This window comes from Segatella maculosa OT 289 (assembly GCF_000243015.1).
GTDB lineage: Bacteria > Bacteroidota > Bacteroidia > Bacteroidales > Bacteroidaceae > Prevotella > Prevotella maculosa.
This window is the reverse complement of record NZ_JH594505.1, coordinates 1-18970: the sequence shown is the minus strand read 5'-3', so window position 1 is coordinate 18970 and position 18970 is coordinate 1. Positions and strand designations below refer to the sequence as shown.

Below are 18970 nucleotides of genomic sequence, written 5' to 3'. Positions count from 1 at the left end.
TAATTACCAGTACATCTTAAAAGGTTTATATTCTTCTATCCCGAGTATATCTTTCAAGAGCTTATAACACTCAAGTTTTATCAGATGACGATAACTCACATTACGTCCCAAGGAACGATGACGAAATGTTTCATTATAACGTTCCTCCATGGCTGCAACAAAAATCTTTTTCCCTTTATCATTTAACAGGCAACTATTCAACTTCCAATCAAAATGACTCTTTTGAAGTACATGTTTGTTGAGTACTTTGAATATAACTCGATCAACTATAATTGGTTTGAAGATTTCAGATATATCCAAGCATAAAGAATAACGGCGTTCTCCTGGCTTGTGCAGAAAACTAATCGTAGGGTTCAGTTGAGTTTGATGAATTGCGCGCAGCGTTTCTGTATAGCACATCATATTACCAAAAGAAACTAAAGCATTCACTTCATTCTCTGGAGGTTGTTTCGTGCGACTGCCAAACTTAAAATCATCAAGTACGATATCAAAAGCAGAATAATAAATTCTACGAATATTCCCTTCTGTTCCCATCACTTCTTCAACAGTTTTCGCTTCAGGAAGAGTTTGTGCAAATTCTTTCATTTCGGCAATCTGCCCTTCAAGTTCTTTTCCTCTCCTATTATAATAGTTCAAATTCATCACCATATTCCATGCCGCACCTTGAATGAACTTTCTTGCCAGTTCTACCCGTTTTTTTGAGCTTTGATATGTTTTTGCCTGTGCTAACAAAGCCTTTCCTGATAGCAGTCCTGCACGAGGCATGAAACTCCCTGTATAATTCTCATAATAATCGAAGAAATGAACAGGCACATCGCGTTGCCCCAGAAAATTATATAGAGAACTATTCGCTTTCAAACTACCAAACGCATATAATACAGCAACATCCTCTATCGGAATAAAACGAGATGGTTGCTTCGTTTCATTTCCTTGTTCATCTATGCTAATAGGCGTAAACTTCAATGTATTGTCTTTACGCTCCATCAATCCCGGATTAAACAAATAGAAACTCCTTTTCATAAATCTTCCTCCATCTCATTTGAATAACAGAACTCAAAATAGCTACAATTCTTACATAGACCTTTCTTCACTATAGGAGGGCATAAATCCTGTTCTATAATATTACAGATATCTTGCTGAATTAAAGCAATATTTTCGCGATCCACATCTGTCAATACTACTTCCGATGTCTTTCTAAGCTCAGGATATTCCAATATTCCTTTCACCCCATTAATACCATGCTGTTCGAAAACATACATATAGTATTTCAATTGCCATTCATGCGCCTTCGCAACCTTATTCGACTTTTTAATCTCATGAATAACTTTATTCCGAGCATCATAGTAATCTACTTTTATGCCATCTATCGCAACTTCTTCATACTTCACTGAGCGCTGCGGATAACTATCTTCATGTATCAGTTTGCCTTCATACACCAAGTCCGAATTATGTTCCATGTTTATGCCGTTAGCAAACAGCCACAGCTCACGATGACAAACAAAATAATAATTTACTAAGGTTCCAGAAATTCTCATAACTAATTTAGAAAAATAATGTATCTTTTAATATCTGAGTATTTATTCCATCCTCAAGAGAATATACAGGTTCCCAAGATTCAAGATAAAAAAATCCATATTGCAAACTACCAAACGTTTTTAATATCTCATAGTCTTTCCCTGACGGATAGATAGAAAATGTAAAACTCGACATTAAGCTCATCAGTTGTCTCATTTTCAACTTATTATTTATAAAATTTCCATTTTTGTACAAGACTAATTCTAAATATTTTCCCCAAACCTCTTTACCATCTACAGCATTCCCTATTATACAATTAAAATCTCTTGCTATTTGCAATTTTTCTCGTAATAAGTCTTTATCTAATTCCATAGGAATAAAAACTGTAATACTAGTATTATCTATTATTCTGATGCAATTATTTACTTGAGGATAATTTAAAGATATAACTGCATTATATAAATCCTGAATATTTTGTTTAAAAATTGATTGATTTGACTCATTAATATTAGTCATTATAATATCATAAAGAAAATCAAAATCCTTTGACTCTAATATGTTTTTATATAAATGCGTGTTCTTTAGTTCCACTACTTGAAGCCTTGCATCATTTCCATACAAGAATTTTTCAGAATCGCAATCAAACAAATATAATTTACAACCTTTTTTACTTGCATTTCTATTAACTCTTCCCGCAATTTGTTCTTCACTGTCAATCAAAGAAACATCCTTGAAGCCTAAATCCATATCAATGTCTACACCAGCCTCTACGACTTGAGTAGTAATCAGTAATATTTTTTTATTCCTATTAGAAACAGATTTTAATTGTTTTATAATCTTTTGTTTTTGAGGCTCTAATATGGTACCTGAAAGAATATAAACATCATCAAAAAAACGGTTACATTGTTTTATCCATTTTAAGAAATCACCAGCTGTTCTTTTTGTAATAAACTCAATAACCGTAAATACGCTTTGAGGATTTCTCTGATTATGTTCTGCATAAAAAGCAGATTTTTTTATTACAAATCCTGCTAACTTTTCCAAATATCCCCCTTTTTGTTCCTTCAGAGGTCTCCCAAGTCCCAATAATGAGAAATCAAATTTTATTCGATTGCAAAAGTTCGGATTTTGAAAATATTTTCCCTTATTAGATATAAGAGATACAAATCCATATTCTTCATTTTGCAAATCTAATAATTTCCCCAATTTAGGCAATGTTGCAGACATGAGAATGAATCTCATATTGAAACACGTAGCATATTCGGATATAAAATATGCCATTTTATCCCAAATAGCAGGAGGATAAGTTTGTAATTCGTCCATAATCACAACAGAATTAGCTAATCTCTGCAATAGATAATTTGCATCTTTTTTATTCGTTGTAATTACATTAAAGAAACGTACATGCGATAAAAGAACTATTGGATAATCCATAAAAATATTATCTAAATAGTTCAAATATTCATCACCATATTTTTTAGAACCCATTTCTGCTTTAGAATGCATCTCAAACACTTCTACATCCTTAACACTCAAAGTATCCTTCAATGTTTGAGCTGTTTGCGTAATAAGTGTTGTAAATGGAAATACATAAAAAACTTTATTAATTGAACTATCACACTTTAGTAATTCAGCTAATGCAAGAATAGAGATATTTGTTTTTCCACCTCCCGTGGGCGCTTCTAAATAAAAAAGTCTTTCCCGCAAGTTCTTTCCTATATTATGTAAGGTTTCAACAGCCATACCCTCACGCAATATATTTAAGTTGATACAGCTTACATCCTTATACTCATCTGCTTGGATAAATTTTTCTTGTTCTAATCTTTGTATTATACTTTTATTATACGGCTTACTACTTTGGACTGCACCAATAATCTTACTACGCAAAGTTTCATTAATAAAGCCAGTATGCCTATACATATCATCCCAATGATTCATAAAATGGGCTGTTGCCAAATAATCAGCAGTCGTCAATAGAGAATATTCTAATTTTACAAGTGCAAATAATGGGAAGCCATGTTCTAAATGCTCATTTTCTTCATTAAAGAATTCAAATAAGCAATTAAAATTTGCATTCAGGAGTAAACCTTGATGAAACTTCTCTACAGTCTCATCACTATATGAGAGATTTAACAAAGAAAGAAAGGGCCTTAATGTTAAAAGCTGTTCGAAGCACCAATTATCTTCATCTTGACACTCGAACAAAGCTTTTTCATGATGATTATAAATAGGATAGCTTAAATATAAGATTATATTGCATAAAAACATCTGCTCTCCGTCAGTCAGGTCTTCCAACTCACACATTTTCTGAAAAGCGATAGCTAAGTATATATATATACTTATTACAGAATGCTGAGATGAAAAAGGATGATCTACATATAGTAGTTCCTCATTATTATTCATCTTTTGCTTTTGGAATATAGCATTCATTTTCCCCAAATCATGAAATGCAATCGCAGTCCAGAACATTTCTTCGACAAAATTACCTAATGCCTCTTCTAAGTTCCCCTCCAATGATTTTCTGATAAGAATTTTAATGATAGGCACCAGACTATTATCCTTTGCCAAAGTTCTAGCATAAGAATAGGTTAAAGCAGAATGTTCTGATAGTAATTCATGTCTACATTCACCTCCATTTTCCACACAATGAGCATAGTACTTATAACTGTCTTTTATGAGACCATCAAAAAAATCCTTATCAAAATCTTTCATAATTATATTAACTGTACTATTTGTGAATTACCTATATCATAGAAATCATTACTGCTAAGTGAGTTTACCATGTCGGGCTTAAATGTTGCATTAGAATAAACGAAATCGCCATATTCATATTGATAAAGTTCTTCACTAAATCCTATAGGTAAACGTTCAAAATAGAGAAAGGGAGGGATATTAGACGTAGATATTGACATAAATCTTACTATATACTTACTTACAGCTTCCTCTTTTCTAAACAAACTTACAATGTGAGTCTCTTTCTCGAAATTAAAAATATGTGCATCCTCATAAGCCTGAACATTAGTCCACCATACAGAGAATTCATTTTTTCCTAAATAAGGTAAGAATTCTGCTCTAAACGACAAAATATTATCATATAAAGTCTTTTCAAAAGGGTTTGATAAATCTAATAATACGAAACATCGATATGAAGGCCTCAATAAAACTTGTTCTTTAATAACTAAATTCCCACCATCTTCATTACTAGCAAATCCCGTTCCGTTATTATAGCAAAGAGTTTCTTTTACATAATTCCCTTTATCACATTTCAATGGCTGTATACCGACCTTTAGGTGCTTTAACTTTTGATAATACTCGGGAAGTTCTCCATTCTGACAATATCCCCTTAAACCGATAATAGCACCTAACATACCTAAAAGTGCAGGCTTATGCAACATATTGTATGTTAGATAAATGCCATCATTAATATCGGGTTTCTTTAAGAACCCCATTTGTGCACATAAATCAAAGGATATTAACATCATATATTATTATCTCATTATATATCAAAAATTTTTACTACATCTAATAGACCTTTAGCTTCACACGACAATTTGTTCAGATAGACCTCTACACTTTCTACATTATCTTGTATCTGCTGTAAATGATTTGAAAGTTTACTAAAATCAAAAACCACCCTTCCTTCTTGCTTCTCGGATTCCATTTCTACTAAAGTATCTAGACTTGGCAATACGAGTTTGGAGTTCTTCTTTAACTGTATCCAAACCAACATTTCATTCTCACTACCAATCTTTGAAGCTGAGTCAAGCCATGTTACTCCACGACGCATAGCCTCCTTCAATTTATCAATATCATCAATACTTAATGTACATACATCTTTACCTAATATATTATACATTTCATAGAGTGTCTGAGGATTAACAGAAAAGTGATGGAGATAGTGCCCCTCTTCCAACCTTGATTGGCGTCCATTAGTCGTCATTCCCTTTTCCGCTTCTGGATTATCTGATTTATTACTGAAAGGGGATAATATTTGCTCCGTAAATATATTATTTTCTTTCCACTTATTTACACCATGATCTACTTGGACAGGACCATGTAGAGATATATTTGTTTTTCCTGCAAAAGTTGCACCGAAAAGTCTAATATCTATGCATGATAAAAGATTTCTAGCTACAGTTTCTTTGGTATTCTTTTTAGGATAATCACCAAAAAGTTTTATATATTTGTCATCTAAAGACAAAGGATTCAGATTTTCATTAAGCGTTTTGAAATAAAAGATATTCAATGTTGGATTTATAGTCCTCACATAATTTTTAATCGTATATTTCAATGCTTTGTCTGTAGCATATACGATACCATTAGGTAAGGTTCTGGGTTGTCCTGAGAAGTCCGCATTATAATTTGAATTAATAGCTTTTACTACGACACAACCAAACACTCTGTTTTCAAACTTTTCCATAATTGTATTATTTTAATTGTTATTCGTTATTTCTTTTGTTTTTTCATATATAGTGCAAGGACTAAAGCAACCTGCTAAAAAGTATTTTAACAGTGGCTTCATATCTATATCTCCCCCATAAGTCAAAACTTGTGAAGCCAAGAACTCGAATCTACCTTTATATATTTGATTTATATCATGTTTATAAACCGTTACTGTTTGGGCGATAGCATCTTGCAAAAACCGGGATTTCCCTTTTTGTAAATAAGGCTCTAACATTGCATACGTTTTGTTAGTTGACACACTCCTATCCATAAGGTAAGAAACAAGTTGTCCTGCTCCAAAAGCAAAAGACTCTGGGGACAACAAGTCGGTTTCACCTTTAGTTACCCGACTGATTTCATTCTTTAATTCATTAATTTTTGTAACCATATTTTCTCTTTTATCATTTTGATTGAACATTTTATATAAACTAAACCATATATTTATTTTCTTTTTTATCGAATTATTCCATTCAAATCGTTTATTTTCAAAAGTATCCAGTTTGATATTAGACAGGACAGACTGATACATTATATCATCAAACATACTCGCATTTATAGCATTTGTATCTGACTTATATATATATGCGTAAATAGCTTTTCTGTATTTTTGCATAAGATTGGACATAAGTGTTCCTCCTATGACATAATTTGAATCTATCTCACCGAAATAATTCGTCACGTACTTATCTTCCTTAATCTTCACTAAAGAGTTATTAAAGACTTCCCTGACAGCAACTCTTTCAAAATCAAATATTGTTTTTATACTGATTTCACGCTCCCGCTCAAATGACTTATCTTGAAGACTTGAACTATTTGTCACATTTGAAACAACAATATCGCCATCCAAATAATATCTGAACAATGGCACAAAATCAAAATCATTGATGACAATGCCCGATACAGTTTTCGACAGATTAAGTAAATAGTAATTAGGCAAAGATTTCATGTTGTACTTTGCGAAAAGTTGTTTTAGAAGATCCCGAAAAGATAACGTATCACCACTCTCATTAAATAGTTTGATTACACGTTTATTCCATTCCCTTCCATCAACCATAATTGGTAGAGGATTTGGCAAACATTGGGGTTTCCTCCTTAATAACTTTTCAAAGGTATAAAGAGTAATAGCATCCTCTTCTGAGAATCTTTGGCTTACACCATCTTTTAGAAAACTTGTTCGATGTCTAAGAAATGGCTTTTTTTGATTATATGCCGTAAAAAATCCAACAGAGCCAAAATGCTCCTTTAACATTACTTCTCCACTAAATATTTCTTGTTTTACATACCTATTATGCAACTCTTCTTGAACATCAATCGGAATCGTCCTAAGATATAAGTGAAGATAATCCTTTCCTGTCAACAGAGAATATTCTGCTATTAATTCAACAGCATTAAGTATCTTATGCAAATTATTGAAGAACCCCATTATTTGCTTACCATATATAAAAGGTTGATTAGAGAACAAATCTCCATCTTTTTTCTTTATTCCATAAATCGACAATGAATTGCTTTGATAATCTTTCAATCTTTCTTCAATAACAATCCGGCGCTGTGCCCTGATAAGAGCATTATTGCTTTTAAGCTCTTCTTTTGAAGGCTTATCTGACTTTTTGAAAATTTTGATTCCTAACTCTGATTTTTCCTTGTCGTTGAAATTAAAATTAAATGCAACAGCAAATGGAGAACAAGAATGTATCTTCTTTTTCTTATCAAACTTAGAGACCTTATTCATCGTTATGTATTCTGTAGCTTCTTGATACCGAATACAATCATTCCACAACTTGATATCTTGATTCTTTCCATCGTAATAATCATAATCAATACTTTGCTGAAGATTTTGATTTGCCCAATTTCCTGTTTCATCAATATCAATAAACACATGAAGTCCTTTGTCTGGCTGAATATTCCATTGCATAATATCAGGAATATCAGACAACAATCCGTTAGTAAAATTAATTATTTCCCTTATCATACACTTCTATTTTATTTCTATAAATCCAAAACCTTGAGAACACAATTCGCCCAAACCACCCTCATAGGCTATCTTCATCAATTCTATTGGAGCCTTCAAGCGGAAATCATAGCGATAGCCACGAACGCGAGTTTGCTCGGGAGTGTCAGCCTTGATTGTAATAAGAACAGATTTCGGCTTATGAGTCAGCAACTCAAATCCAAACGAAGAGATGTCTCCCACAAAAGGGCAGCCATAAAACGATTCATAACGTGCAAGAAGCCCCTTTAACAAGCCCTCCTTATAATGATTGTCTAAAGGAGAGAGATATTGTACCCGATTATCTTTCTTCTCCCGAATACAGATAGAAGAGTTTACACGGAAAGTCATTGCGTCTTCTAAAGGCTTAGAAGATAAAGCCTCAATGCCGACTACATCCAAGGCTACCCGATAATCCTTATTCCCAATCACTACATGCTGATTGGCAAACAAACCATGGACAAACTCGGCCGTACTTTTCTCCGGAAGGAAACTGACAAACCACTCCACTTTATCGCCGATGATGTTGATACAACCCACCTTGGGCATGATCCGGTATTTTTCAAACTGGAAACGCGAATAACAGAACAACTTGAAATGCTTTCCATTATCAAGCTGAAAGCCATTATCATGCAACCAGTCCGAATAAGCTTTATCAGCATTCGACAATATCTTATATATGACTGCTGACTGTTCATACTGATAGTTTATTGGTAAACAATCGCCCAGACTGCGGTCTATACGAAATGTAATCTTGAATCTCATAACCAACCTTACTATTTTATTTCAGTGATATTTGTTTTCATGGATAATATACTCAATTTGTTTTTACCATGTAAAAATAGTGTTTATTTTTTTAGGGTGCAAGAAAATAGACACTTTTTTATCAAAAAAAGCCAACAATCCAAACAAAACAAGGGGCGACAAGGCAACAAATACGCTCATAAGGTATTCAACCAAAGGAAAGTATCTGTTGTCCTGTCGCCCCTGACAAAGACGTCCTGTCAACTATTTTTCAGCCGTTCATCAAAAATAATAAGCCAAACCAACCTGCCAAGCATTGGCCCGTCCTTCATAGCTGTTACCTTGCAAGGCATTCCAAACGGTGCCGGCAGCTTCACCGAACTTCAACTCTCCGGTCTTTCCGCAGGCAATATTGTAGTTAGCACTCACTTGAAGATGATGGAACAGCATTACACCGAAGCCGAGGTTCACGCTGAAGTTGGACGATTTCAACCGCCATTCGCCAACATTTTCATAGCGGCCATCTGCCATAACACCTATCGGCTGGTCCTTATCGCCGATATTGAAACCGAACTGCGGACCTGCAAAGAAGAAGATACTGGCGGCATCGCCCAAACCGAAGCTATAACGAGTGTTTACGGGAACTATCATCTGACGTTGTTTCAGGTCGTCTTCCGTGCCCTTAATCTTAGCTTGCCGCTGATCGTAAAGGGCTGCAACGTCAAAGCCTAAGCCGATGGCCGGGAAAGTGAACTTCACTGTAGGGCCGGCAAAGAAACCACACTGGTTGCTTCGGTCATGTGTAAAATCTTTGAGCGAGAGGTTGGTGACATTGAGGCCGCCCTTCAAACCAAACTTCAACTGCGCCTGTGACGCTGTTGCGAATATCATGGCGAAAGTCAATAAGACCAATGATTTTTTCATACACTTTTATGATTAATGGTTAAACGTTGTCACACTTCAATGACGCTGCCGACGCACGGTGACACGGGCCGAACCTGCTACCGGCGCACTGCTTCCCGAGGTCGAACGACGGCTGCGACGCAGACTTGTTGCTGCGCGTTGACCCTTGGCACGCACGGCCTTGAGTTGCTTGCGGTCGAGTCTTGAGATGCTGTCGAGTGAGTCCTTGCGTGCTTGGTCGCCCCAAATGTTCTTCTCAAACGAGGCTATCTCGCTTTCAATGCGCCGCTGTTCCTTATTCAGCGCACTGTCGGTATTGCAATATTGTGCCAGCGTCTTGCCCTGCATATTGGTGGTTTTGTAGATTTTCCCTTTATACAGGTTCATCGTAAAATAGTCGTCAAGACTCATCACGGCCGCATTGTTCACATTACTGGTCATCACGGTCTGCTTGGCAAGTGCCGAAGCAATGTCATCATACCTCACCCAGAAGAGCGGATACTTCGTTGCGCCGTTGCCGAACTCGTCTTCGCGCTCCATAATCGGGCACAAAGCGAGCACCTTGGTGTGGAATGTCGCTGTAGATTGGTCGAAATACGAACTTTCCTTCAGGTAATAGCCCTTCACTTCTGCCGAAGGTATGTCGCTGTTGTTGATATGCACACCACGATCGGTGCGCTCATAGAAGATATGATGGTCGTCGAGGAAGGTCAACGGCTTTAGTTTCGCATCGTCGGTGAACCGCTCATTGCCGTCAAGTTGATATTGATAGACGTTGATGCCGCCACGGTTCGGTCCGGCCATCATCAGTTTGAATATCAAGGTAAACAGATTCATTCGCCCGTCTGCAGGCTCCACAGGATAGTAGAGCCCGGCATTGGCATCGTCGTTGAGGTTGAGTTCGCGGTAGACATCGCGACGCCACACCACGTCTTCGCCCATTTTTTCCTGCGTGGGGAACATGAGCTGTGCCCGCATCGTCAGGTTATTGGCATTGTTCTTCTTCACCTTGGCAGCTGCCTCAGCCTGTCGAAGCGGTGATTGTGCCATGCCGTTCAGCACAAAACCTGCCATCAGTAGCATTACATATCGTTTTTTCATCTTCATTTCCATTATCTTACGATTACTTCCAAGGCACCTGTCAACGTACGGGTTATGCCATCGGGACCCACGGCCTTGACATGACTGATATAAAACCGTCGGTTACGCGCCAAACCACGGAACGTTTCGCGCTGACGGTCAGAGAAATCCGCTCCAGCCGATGCGACAGGGACCGCATTTCCCATGTTGTCAAAGAATACGGTCTCGAAACTCAGCACACGGAACGGGATATCAAGCAGTCCGTCATCAATGGCTGCATGAATACCCGTAGCACCCATCAATGCCGATTTGCTCATGCCACCACCCTTGAAGCGTGTGGTTCCAAGGGCGATATAGGCTGTTGGGTCGGGCAACTTGCGCACATGAAACACGAACGGGGGCAACGTACGCACCTGTCCCTTGTCGCGTGCCGTGACACGAATGGTTACATCGCGTCCCACGGCAGCCGGAACGGCAACAAAATGTCCGTTACCTTTGGCCGTCATTGCACCTCCGCTCATCGACACGGAGACTGCATTCGCCGGCACACCCGGCACACTGACGCTCATTGGATTGGGGTAACCGGCATACAAAACGTTCATCATATCGGCGGCAACCGTGGCACTCGTCGGCGCAGGAATCACGCTATACTTCTGCAAGAAATCGCGACGAACGACCTCTCCCCTGCGGTTCTGCATCATGATATAGCCACCGAAAGCATGCTCGCCCACGCTGGGAGCCATGAAAGAATACCGTCCTTCGCGTGCCACGACACGCTGACCGTTGACAAAAATCTGTGGTCTGAGCGTCGTGTCTACGGCAGCCATGACGATATTTGCATTGAAACGTTCGCCCGGATACAGCACCGTCTTCTCAGGAATCACGTAGGCATTGAGCTTATTCACACGGATATCCTTCACGTCGATGTTGGAAACCAGCGTGTGAAGCACCTCACCTTCGGCATAACGCATATCGCTTTGGAGCTTTGAAAGCAATGTAACAGCGGCCGCTACCGGCATGTTCTCGAACATATATTCCTGCCAGTTCTTACCTTGAAGACGTGCTTTCCGCGGAACGGCAGTGGAGAGATTGTCGGCGATGATACGTTTCTGATGGGGGTCGTCCACCAGTTTCAAGATGCGTTCACGATAGCTGTTGATGCGCAAAAAAAGCTGTTTTCCCTTTCCGGTCAGCGGTGCAAGCATCACTTCGCCGGCTGCATCGAGGTTGTCTTTGTGTGCAATGTCTTCAACGTTTCCCTGCGCTCCGTCGGCTTTCTTGACGATAGCCACCTTCAATTGCCGTGCAAATTCAAAGAGCGAGTCGCTCATCTGCTTCACGGCCGTAGCCTTTTCGAACCATGCTTTCACCTTTTCAGGGTTCTGCCTCAGCTGAGTCTCGAAGTCACGATAGAGCGATCTGTTCTCCTCGGAAGCATTGGCCGTGGTACGGTTCAGGCTATCTTCCACGATTGAAAAGCCGTCCAACACCTCCGTAGAGATGTTGAGTGCAAGCATGGCCAACAAGACGATGTACATCAAGTTGATCATCTTCTGACGAGGAGATACCGGTCTTTTCTTGATAGCCATGCAACTATGGGGTTTGATTTGGCGTTGCCGCGCGCATGTTTATCGTCATTGCCTCGATCATGCGGGCGTAAATACCGTTGAGTTGTTCGATATGTTGGGCCAGTAAACGGCTTTGTTCGTTGATTTGGTCTATGGTTCCTATCTGCTGACTTGCACTCTTCAACTGCATTTCATACACTCTTGTGATGCCTGTCAGCGTTCGGTTCAGGTTCTCCATCTCCTCACTATCGCGTGTCAACCGCACGCTCTGCTCGCCCACTTTCCCTAATACTTCGGTGAGTTTCTTGAGCTCATCCACATAATTTTGCTGGGCTTCGGCCATCGCAGGGTCGGCCGTTGGCAGGCTCACTTGGGCAACTTGTGTCGTAGCGGCCACGACATCAGCGGCTTTTTCCACCGGCGATGCGAGGCCGACCGGCTGTTTTGGCCGTGCCACCGAGACTGAAATGGGAGTCTCTTCTTCGTCCTTTCGCTCCAAATATTCATCGGTCACGTGCGTAGGAAGCTCCATTCCGTCGGTCGTTTTGTCAAAGGGACGGTCGAAAGCCGACAGGAAAAACACGACAACTTCAGTGCCCATGCCGAGCATTAACCAGAAGTCTGCGCCCTCAACATGTATCAATTTGAACAATGCACCCAGCACAACAATCGCGGCACCCCAGCTATATGCATAGTTCAGAAAGGTTTGTCCGGGCACGCTATCCATCCACTTTTGCAGCCGATAGATGATATTATGTTTACTGTATCTCGTCATCTTTTCTTGCTTTTGTTACTGCTTGTCGTATTTGCTAAGCTGCGAACGCAACGGAAACCGATATAACTTCGCGGGTGATTTTGGTATTCCCAAGTGCGCCATGCCGAGCGAATAAAGCTCTCGGGGTCCTTCCATGAACCGCCACGCACGCTCTTTTTCTTCAATGCATAAGGGTCTTCTTGAGCCGCGTTATAAGAGAGTTGAGGGTTAAGGTCGTTCATTGCGTCGACGCCCGACTCCGTATAAACCGTACTGGTCCACTCGGCTACGTTGCCAGCCATGTCATATAGTCCGTTAGAATTGGCTCCATAGATGCCCACTTTGCTGGTAATCAGGTTGCCATCTTCGGTATAATTGCCCCTGTCGGGCTTGAAATTGGCATAGAAACAGCCGTTACCATTCTTCATATCCTTGTTTTCCCAAGGGAACTCGTTACCTGATTTTCCACGCGCAGCATACTCCCATTCGGCCTCTGTGGGCAGGCGATAGCGTTGCACATAGCGTGCTTCTGCACCCAAACCTTTGAGCAGATAGTCGGTGCGCCACGCACAAAAGGCATTCGCCTGCTCCCAAGTGACGCCCACGACAGGGTAATCATTATAGGCAGGATTGCTGAAATAGTTGCGCAAATACATCTCATTATCGGAGTTCTTGAAGTCATTTACCCAACAAGTTGTATCGGGATAGACGTTCACGATGTAGGTATTAAGGAAGTCCCAAGGGCCCGTTCTCGGTCGGTCTATCGTCTGTCTGACGATGTGTCCTTCGTCATCTACGTAGGCCGTATCCTTTGAAATCATCACCGGTTCGGCCGCTTCGCCGAGCCTGTCTGTGTTAAACGAGCGTTCATCGGGATTCATACGGTTGCGCCGAAGGGCTGCCGCCGTGTAGTCGTAAATCTCATATCGATAGTTCATCTGCCGCCAATCGAGGAGCTTTTCGCCTGTGACGGGGTTCGTGACATAGAGACTTTCAATGGCCCGTTGCTCGTCTTCGTTAGGTTTTCTGGGTAAAGGTTTCTTCCAATTGATGTGCGGTGTGACGGCATCTCCGTTCTTATCCTCGGTAATCATGTAGCTATCGTCGCCCGCATAGGCCGGATCGGCAAGGCGAGTGCGTAGAATACTGTCGCGAACCCACATCAGAAACTGTTTGTATTTGGAGTTCGTTACCTCGGTTTCGTCCATCCAAAAGCCGTCAACAGAGATGTCTTTCACGGGCATTTTCCTGCCCCAAAGCGAGTCTTGCTTGTTGATTCCCATGTGAAGAAAGCCGCGGTCAACCTTCACCATGCCGTAGGGAGCCGGCTCATTGAAGGCCCTTCCGCCACCAACGCCCACAACCTCACCGCCACGGCCGGCCATTGACATGGTCTTTCCGCTGAAACAAGCCGCAAACATGACGCTCGTCAGCAGCATTCCAACCCATATTGTGATTTGATGTTTCATCTTTTTTATAATATTCGAACGCTTTGATGTTTGTTTTTTCCCCTCTTTACGAGATTGATATCCATCTGATAGCCCACGAAAAGCTCATGACTTCCGTTGCCAAGACTAAGCCCCGAGGTGTAAACCTCATAGCTATAGGCCAGCACAACGCCGTGAAACGTGCCGCCAAAAAGGGCAGTCACGGAGTTCGTGGGACTGTAACCAATGCCCCCATAGAGCATTTTTCCCTCGTGTGTATAGACCAATCGGCCCGTAATATCGGCCCGATAGGCAGTGCCATCCGTGCGCAACAACACCGAAGGTTTTATTTTCAAGAACGGATTTCTCAGCTTTATATTGTATCCTCCCGTCAAATAATAGGTGGCCGGAATCCCCAGTCCGTTGACGTCGCCCATGCGGATTGTGGGCCCATTCAGGTGCTGTAGCGACGCACCGGCATACCAATCGCCACGCATATAATAGAGTCCTGCGCTCAAATCCAAGCCATTTCCGTTGACATCGGTAGTGGAAAAGGCAGGGTCGCCCGGCGTTTCAAGGTCTACTTTCGAGCCGTCGAAGCCTTCGTTCAACAGCCCAGCTTGAAAGCCAAGCCGCAGGTTTCCGCCCGCCAACTTGAAGCGACAGGCATATTGAACGGCCAACCTTTGATGCTTGAAGAGCCCGATTTTCTCGTTCACAAACTGCACACCGGCCCCCTGATAACGCCTCATGACATAGAAAGGCAGGTCGGCCGCGGCATACATCGTGCGGGGATTATGCTCGAAACCGGCAAAGTCAATCGCGTAGGCAAGGTTCACATTGAGTTTATTCTCCTTGCCCACGGCCGCAGGATTGAACGAGGGTTCCATGTCGAAATAGTGACTGAAGGCCGCGTCATACTGTGCCTTGGCCGACAATCCGGCCAACCACGCCGCAAGAATGATGATGTTTCTGAGAAGTTTCTGCACGTTTATATAACGCCGTTTCCTGCAGAATATTGCAGCATGTTTCCCGTTCCGCATTCGGCCCCGCTCATTCAGCCTTCCAACCTCAGCCATTTCACCGCGCAATATGGGCAACTTTACCGTGTAATCTCAACTATATTGCGCAGTAAAATGGGTGAGATTGAACACTAAAACGGGCCATACTACAGACTCTCCATAACCCCATATCTCTCAAATGCTTAGAAGAGAACTCTGCATTTTTTATGCTTATAGAGCCCTTACCGCTCACAATCTTTTACCAAAAGCATCAAAAAAAGCCACTCATATTCGGAGTGACCTTTCGCTATACGTATGAAACGGCGACCTTTAATGGCGCAAAACAATCAATATTCATCGTCATTCCAAAGGAAATCATCCTTGGATGGATAGTCTGGCCATATATCTTCTATACTGTCATAGACATCGCCTTCGTCTTCTATCTCCTGTAAATTCTCAAGCACTTCAAGGGGCGCACCCGACCGAATCGCATAGTCTATCAATTCTTCCTTTGTTGCAGGCCATGGTGCATCCTCAAGTTTTGAAGCCAATTCAAGTGTCCAATACATAGTCTTATCTTTTTTATGTTTACAAATTTGCGTGCAAAAGTAGCAAAATAAATCTTATCCACAAGCAAAGACACAGATATTTTTCGTCTGAAAAGTCAAGAATAATTAAAAGAACCGGCCGGAAAGCCATGCATCGGCAGGCAGACGGGAAAGCAACGACGCTGTTCAGAAGTTAACGACGTAATGATGTTTGTACTTGGAACGGTCGAACTGCACGATGCCGCACGCATAAAGGTCATAGGTAATGACGGCCTCGGCACTCTCAACCACCTCATGCCAAAAGGCTTTTGCATCGGGATTGTCGTTGATTCCCTCTAAAATCAAGAGCGAATCATTGCTTGCAACGGGCACAAGTCTGCGATAAACGGTCTTGTAATCGGCCCTCATCGAGAGGCGTGCAATGCGGAAATGCCGTGGAACCGAGGTACTGTCCATAGCCTCAAAAACGGTTGTACGGCAGCCCGAACGCACATAATCGGCATAAATCTCGCTGCCTGAAAGATAGTCATACCAGCATTCGGCCTGCGCATCATTGGCCAATCGGAAATAAAGCCGGCCCATCTTGTTCGCTTCGTGCCCCGATGCTTTGTGCTTCTTCCCCAACTCGGAATAGGCATAATAGGGGTAATGCTCGGTCAACACATAGCGAATGAAGCGATATGCCGACGGAGACTGGACGCCGAATCCGCGCGAATAACCCATGCGGCGCAGCCAGTTCCAAATGCGTTTCAGATGATATTTTATCATGGAATTCTGTTTCCGGTATGCCTTTCGGCCTGCAATATTCGTAAAAAATCTTGGAATATGCAAGTGTTTCTCAAAAGATTTCCTGCTGAAAGATTAGGAATTGAACCCTAAAAGAACTATCTTTGCAAATAGAATCAAATGAAAAAACATCCATAATGAACAAGCATAGAATGAAAAAAACAGCCGTTTTGCTCTTGTTCTGCTGCTGCTTTGCAACTGATTTTCGGGCACAGCAGGTGTTGAAACTGCCCGAAGTGGATGCCATCGGCTATGATATCGGCGGAGTTGGGCTCTATGCATACACGAGAATTGGCAACGATCTTTATATTAAAAGGAATGTGGATATAGGCTCAGATGATGCCGGCGTGGACAAAGGTTCATACATGAGGCGCATCAAATGGAATGTTTCTGAGTCGGCAGACACTGTGACAGGAACGGAGATACGGGCCGCACAAAAGGGTGTTATCGATGCACTTGACTTGCGTCCGGCGACACTCAGCGATTATGTGGGCCACACGTTCGACATCAACGACAACAATACTTGGAGGCGGATACACGAGCATTCTTCACTCGTTCTGAAGTTTCTCAGTCGCAACATCGTTGCCGTGCAAGAGTTATATCATGGTTGCAAGGAAGGATATGCCGACTATCGCACATCAATGACTATCATTCCTGACTCCGTGGTGATGTGGCGTGTGGCCAATTCTCATTATCTTTTGCCGACGATAATAGAGATGAAAGGCGGCAAAAGAATGTTTGTTTTCAGGGCAAACGGGAGAAGCTATATGCTCATCCCGACCGAAAAAGGCGATCGGTTGGTTCGGTTCGGCTGGATAAGAATGCCGGCTTATCTGACACTTGCCGGGAGAAAATATGACGATACTGCCCCGGACGATTTCTGTTTCTTCCAAATGAAAGAATTCTATGGCGTACATCGTACGGCTGGGAAATGCCGGTTGATTGATGCTTTCGACAATAATGTACTCGGAAAAGACTACGACACGATTACATACGACAGGGGGTTCTTCATCGCCAAGGCGGGACAAGCGGTTGACGTGTTCAATCTGTATCTCAAGAAACTCAATCTGGGTACGGTAAAAGAAGCAAGAGAAATCACAAGATGCGTCATCGGGTGTATAGAAGTGCTCAACAAAACGGGCCCAGCTTACTATGATGAGCTGGGAAAAAGGGTCTCAAACCCCATTAAACAGCCCCTTTATCTATGCGGAACCGTTCCACATTGGACGTTTACAATCCTGAAAAAACACGGCAAATACCTGTTACAAAAATATACCGGTGGCCCCGGTGTGCGAGAAGATAAAGAGGAATATTTTGCATTGTCAGGCTGTCTGCCCAGCGATTCCGTTGCTTTCACCGATGGAAGAAAGGAAACGAGCTATGACGGAAACAGCTCTTTTCTTGATGATATCAACGTTTCTCCGCAGTGGATAAAGGTGCAGAGAAATGGGAAATCCGGCATCATTGGCTATCAATATGACCAACCCAATAATGCAAAACCCAAGACTGTAGTCTGTCGCGATCATGGTTGGGAACGCAAAAAACGGGTTTATCCCATCGCGAACATCACGGGAGAAACACTTCTCCCCATTGACAACGACTCGATTTATTTCGGCTCCGACGGTCTTACCTACTTCTTCAAGCACGGTAAAATCGGTCTTTTTCCTCGCCACAAAGAGCCTCGCTACACAGCAATAAAGCAGCAAACCGAGTCTTTCTACCATATCATCAAGGACGGAAAAGCGGGCTGGCTCGATATCAAAACCTATCGCGAATACTTCTAAGTCGCGACTTTTCCTTCTCTTTTCAGCCATATTGCGCTCCAATCTCACCCATATTGCTACGCAATCTGGCTGTAATTAGCGCCTAATATGGCTGGGATTGCTTCGCAATATGGCTGGGATCGGACTGTAACAAGGCTGAAGGTGCCTTGCCTCTGACCAGGACTGATTTCACTTAGCCTTGTCCGCCGGTGCATCGTGCTGGCCACAAAACAAAAAAAGAGCCCAGAAGACATTGCTGTCCTCGGGGCTCCAAGTAAAAGAAGGCGGCTACCTACTCTCCCGCATTGCATTGCAGTACCATCGGCGCAGGCGGGCTTAACTTCTCTGTTCGGAATGGGAAGAGGTGGGACCCCGCCGCAATAACCACCTGATGTCTCTTTGGCAGTCGACTGGGTCACGGTTGATGCGTTGACAAGCTGTTTGTCTTGTC

General features: G+C 41.9%; 16 protein-coding genes and 1 rRNA gene. 1 reads left to right on the top strand and 16 read right to left on the bottom strand.

All coding sequences use genetic code 11. From position 1 onward, the window contains the following. Positions 1 to 3: 3 nt before the first annotated feature. From cas1b to HMPREF9944_RS08345, 15 genes are all read right to left on the bottom strand, one after another. The gene (cas1b, locus tag HMPREF9944_RS08415; RefSeq protein WP_008565748.1) at positions 4 to 1020 is read right to left on the bottom strand and encodes a type I-B CRISPR-associated endonuclease Cas1b; all 1017 of its coding nucleotides are present in this window, start codon (positions 1018 to 1020) and stop codon (positions 4 to 6) included. Next, positions 1017 to 1535: a CRISPR-associated protein Cas4 gene (gene cas4, locus HMPREF9944_RS08410; protein ID WP_008565747.1), complete on the bottom strand. Its 519-nt coding sequence runs from the start codon at positions 1533 to 1535 to the stop codon at positions 1017 to 1019. The genes cas1b and cas4 overlap by 4 nt, the downstream gene beginning before the upstream one ends. A gap of 7 nt (positions 1536 to 1542) precedes the next feature. Then, positions 1543 to 4227, bottom strand: a complete 2685-nt coding sequence (locus HMPREF9944_RS08405) for a CRISPR-associated helicase/endonuclease Cas3 (protein WP_008565746.1) — start codon at positions 4225 to 4227, stop codon at positions 1543 to 1545. Positions 4228 to 4229: 2 nt separating this feature from the next. Next, entirely contained in the window at positions 4230 to 4997 is a 768-nt protein-coding gene (gene cas5b / locus HMPREF9944_RS08400; protein WP_044113548.1) for a type I-B CRISPR-associated protein Cas5b, read from the bottom strand. A 14-nt stretch (positions 4998 to 5011) separates the two neighbouring features. Beyond that, entirely contained in the window at positions 5012 to 5935 is a 924-nt protein-coding gene (locus tag HMPREF9944_RS08395) for a type I CRISPR-associated protein Cas7 (protein WP_008565744.1), read from the bottom strand. 12 nt (positions 5936 to 5947) lie between these two features. After that, positions 5948 to 7927, bottom strand: coding sequence for a hypothetical protein (locus HMPREF9944_RS08390; protein ID WP_008565743.1), 1980 nt, complete (start codon positions 7925 to 7927; stop codon positions 5948 to 5950). A gap of 6 nt (positions 7928 to 7933) precedes the next feature. Beyond that, entirely contained in the window at positions 7934 to 8710 is a 777-nt protein-coding gene (gene cas6, locus HMPREF9944_RS08385) for a CRISPR-associated endoribonuclease Cas6 (RefSeq protein WP_008565742.1), read from the bottom strand. 261 nt (positions 8711 to 8971) lie between these two features. Next, a complete protein-coding gene (locus HMPREF9944_RS08380; RefSeq protein ID WP_008565741.1) occupies positions 8972 to 9613 on the bottom strand; it encodes a porin family protein in 642 nt (213 codons plus the stop codon). A gap of 36 nt (positions 9614 to 9649) precedes the next feature. Then, the gene (porN, locus tag HMPREF9944_RS08375) at positions 9650 to 10693 is read right to left on the bottom strand and encodes a type IX secretion system ring subunit PorN/GldN (RefSeq protein WP_044113569.1); all 1044 of its coding nucleotides are present in this window, start codon (positions 10691 to 10693) and stop codon (positions 9650 to 9652) included. A gap of 11 nt (positions 10694 to 10704) precedes the next feature. Beyond that, positions 10705 to 12261 (bottom strand): type IX secretion system motor protein PorM/GldM, encoded by a 1557-nt coding sequence (gene porM / locus HMPREF9944_RS08370; RefSeq protein WP_008565739.1) that lies wholly within the window; start codon positions 12259 to 12261, stop codon positions 10705 to 10707. Between the two features lie 4 nt (positions 12262 to 12265). Continuing rightward, on the bottom strand, positions 12266 to 13015 hold the full coding sequence (gene porL / locus HMPREF9944_RS08365; protein ID WP_008565737.1) for a type IX secretion system motor protein PorL/GldL: 750 nt from the start codon (positions 13013 to 13015) through the stop codon (positions 12266 to 12268). Further along, the gene (gene porK / locus HMPREF9944_RS08360) at positions 13012 to 14463 is read right to left on the bottom strand and encodes a T9SS ring complex lipoprotein PorK/GldK (RefSeq protein WP_008565735.1); all 1452 of its coding nucleotides are present in this window, start codon (positions 14461 to 14463) and stop codon (positions 13012 to 13014) included. The genes porL and porK overlap by 4 nt, the downstream gene beginning before the upstream one ends. Positions 14464 to 14468: 5 nt before the next feature. Continuing rightward, the gene (locus HMPREF9944_RS08355) at positions 14469 to 15464 is read right to left on the bottom strand and encodes a PorP/SprF family type IX secretion system membrane protein (protein ID WP_454877241.1); all 996 of its coding nucleotides are present in this window, start codon (positions 15462 to 15464) and stop codon (positions 14469 to 14471) included. A gap of 305 nt (positions 15465 to 15769) precedes the next feature. Then, positions 15770 to 15991, bottom strand: coding sequence for a DUF2795 domain-containing protein (locus HMPREF9944_RS08350; protein ID WP_008565731.1), 222 nt, complete (start codon positions 15989 to 15991; stop codon positions 15770 to 15772). Between the two features lie 165 nt (positions 15992 to 16156). Beyond that, on the bottom strand, positions 16157 to 16738 hold the full coding sequence (locus tag HMPREF9944_RS08345; protein WP_008565730.1) for a hypothetical protein: 582 nt from the start codon (positions 16736 to 16738) through the stop codon (positions 16157 to 16159). Positions 16739 to 16893: 155 nt separating this feature from the next. Between HMPREF9944_RS08345 and HMPREF9944_RS08340 the strand changes: the two genes are divergently transcribed. After that, on the top strand, positions 16894 to 18540 hold the full coding sequence (locus tag HMPREF9944_RS08340) for a hypothetical protein (RefSeq protein WP_008565729.1): 1647 nt from the start codon (positions 16894 to 16896) through the stop codon (positions 18538 to 18540). Positions 18541 to 18798: 258 nt separating this feature from the next. On the opposite strand, the gene rrf is transcribed toward HMPREF9944_RS08340, so the two are convergent. Continuing rightward, positions 18799 to 18911: ribosomal RNA gene (gene rrf, locus HMPREF9944_RS08335) — 5S ribosomal RNA — on the bottom strand. Positions 18912 to 18970: the final 59 nt, after the last annotated feature.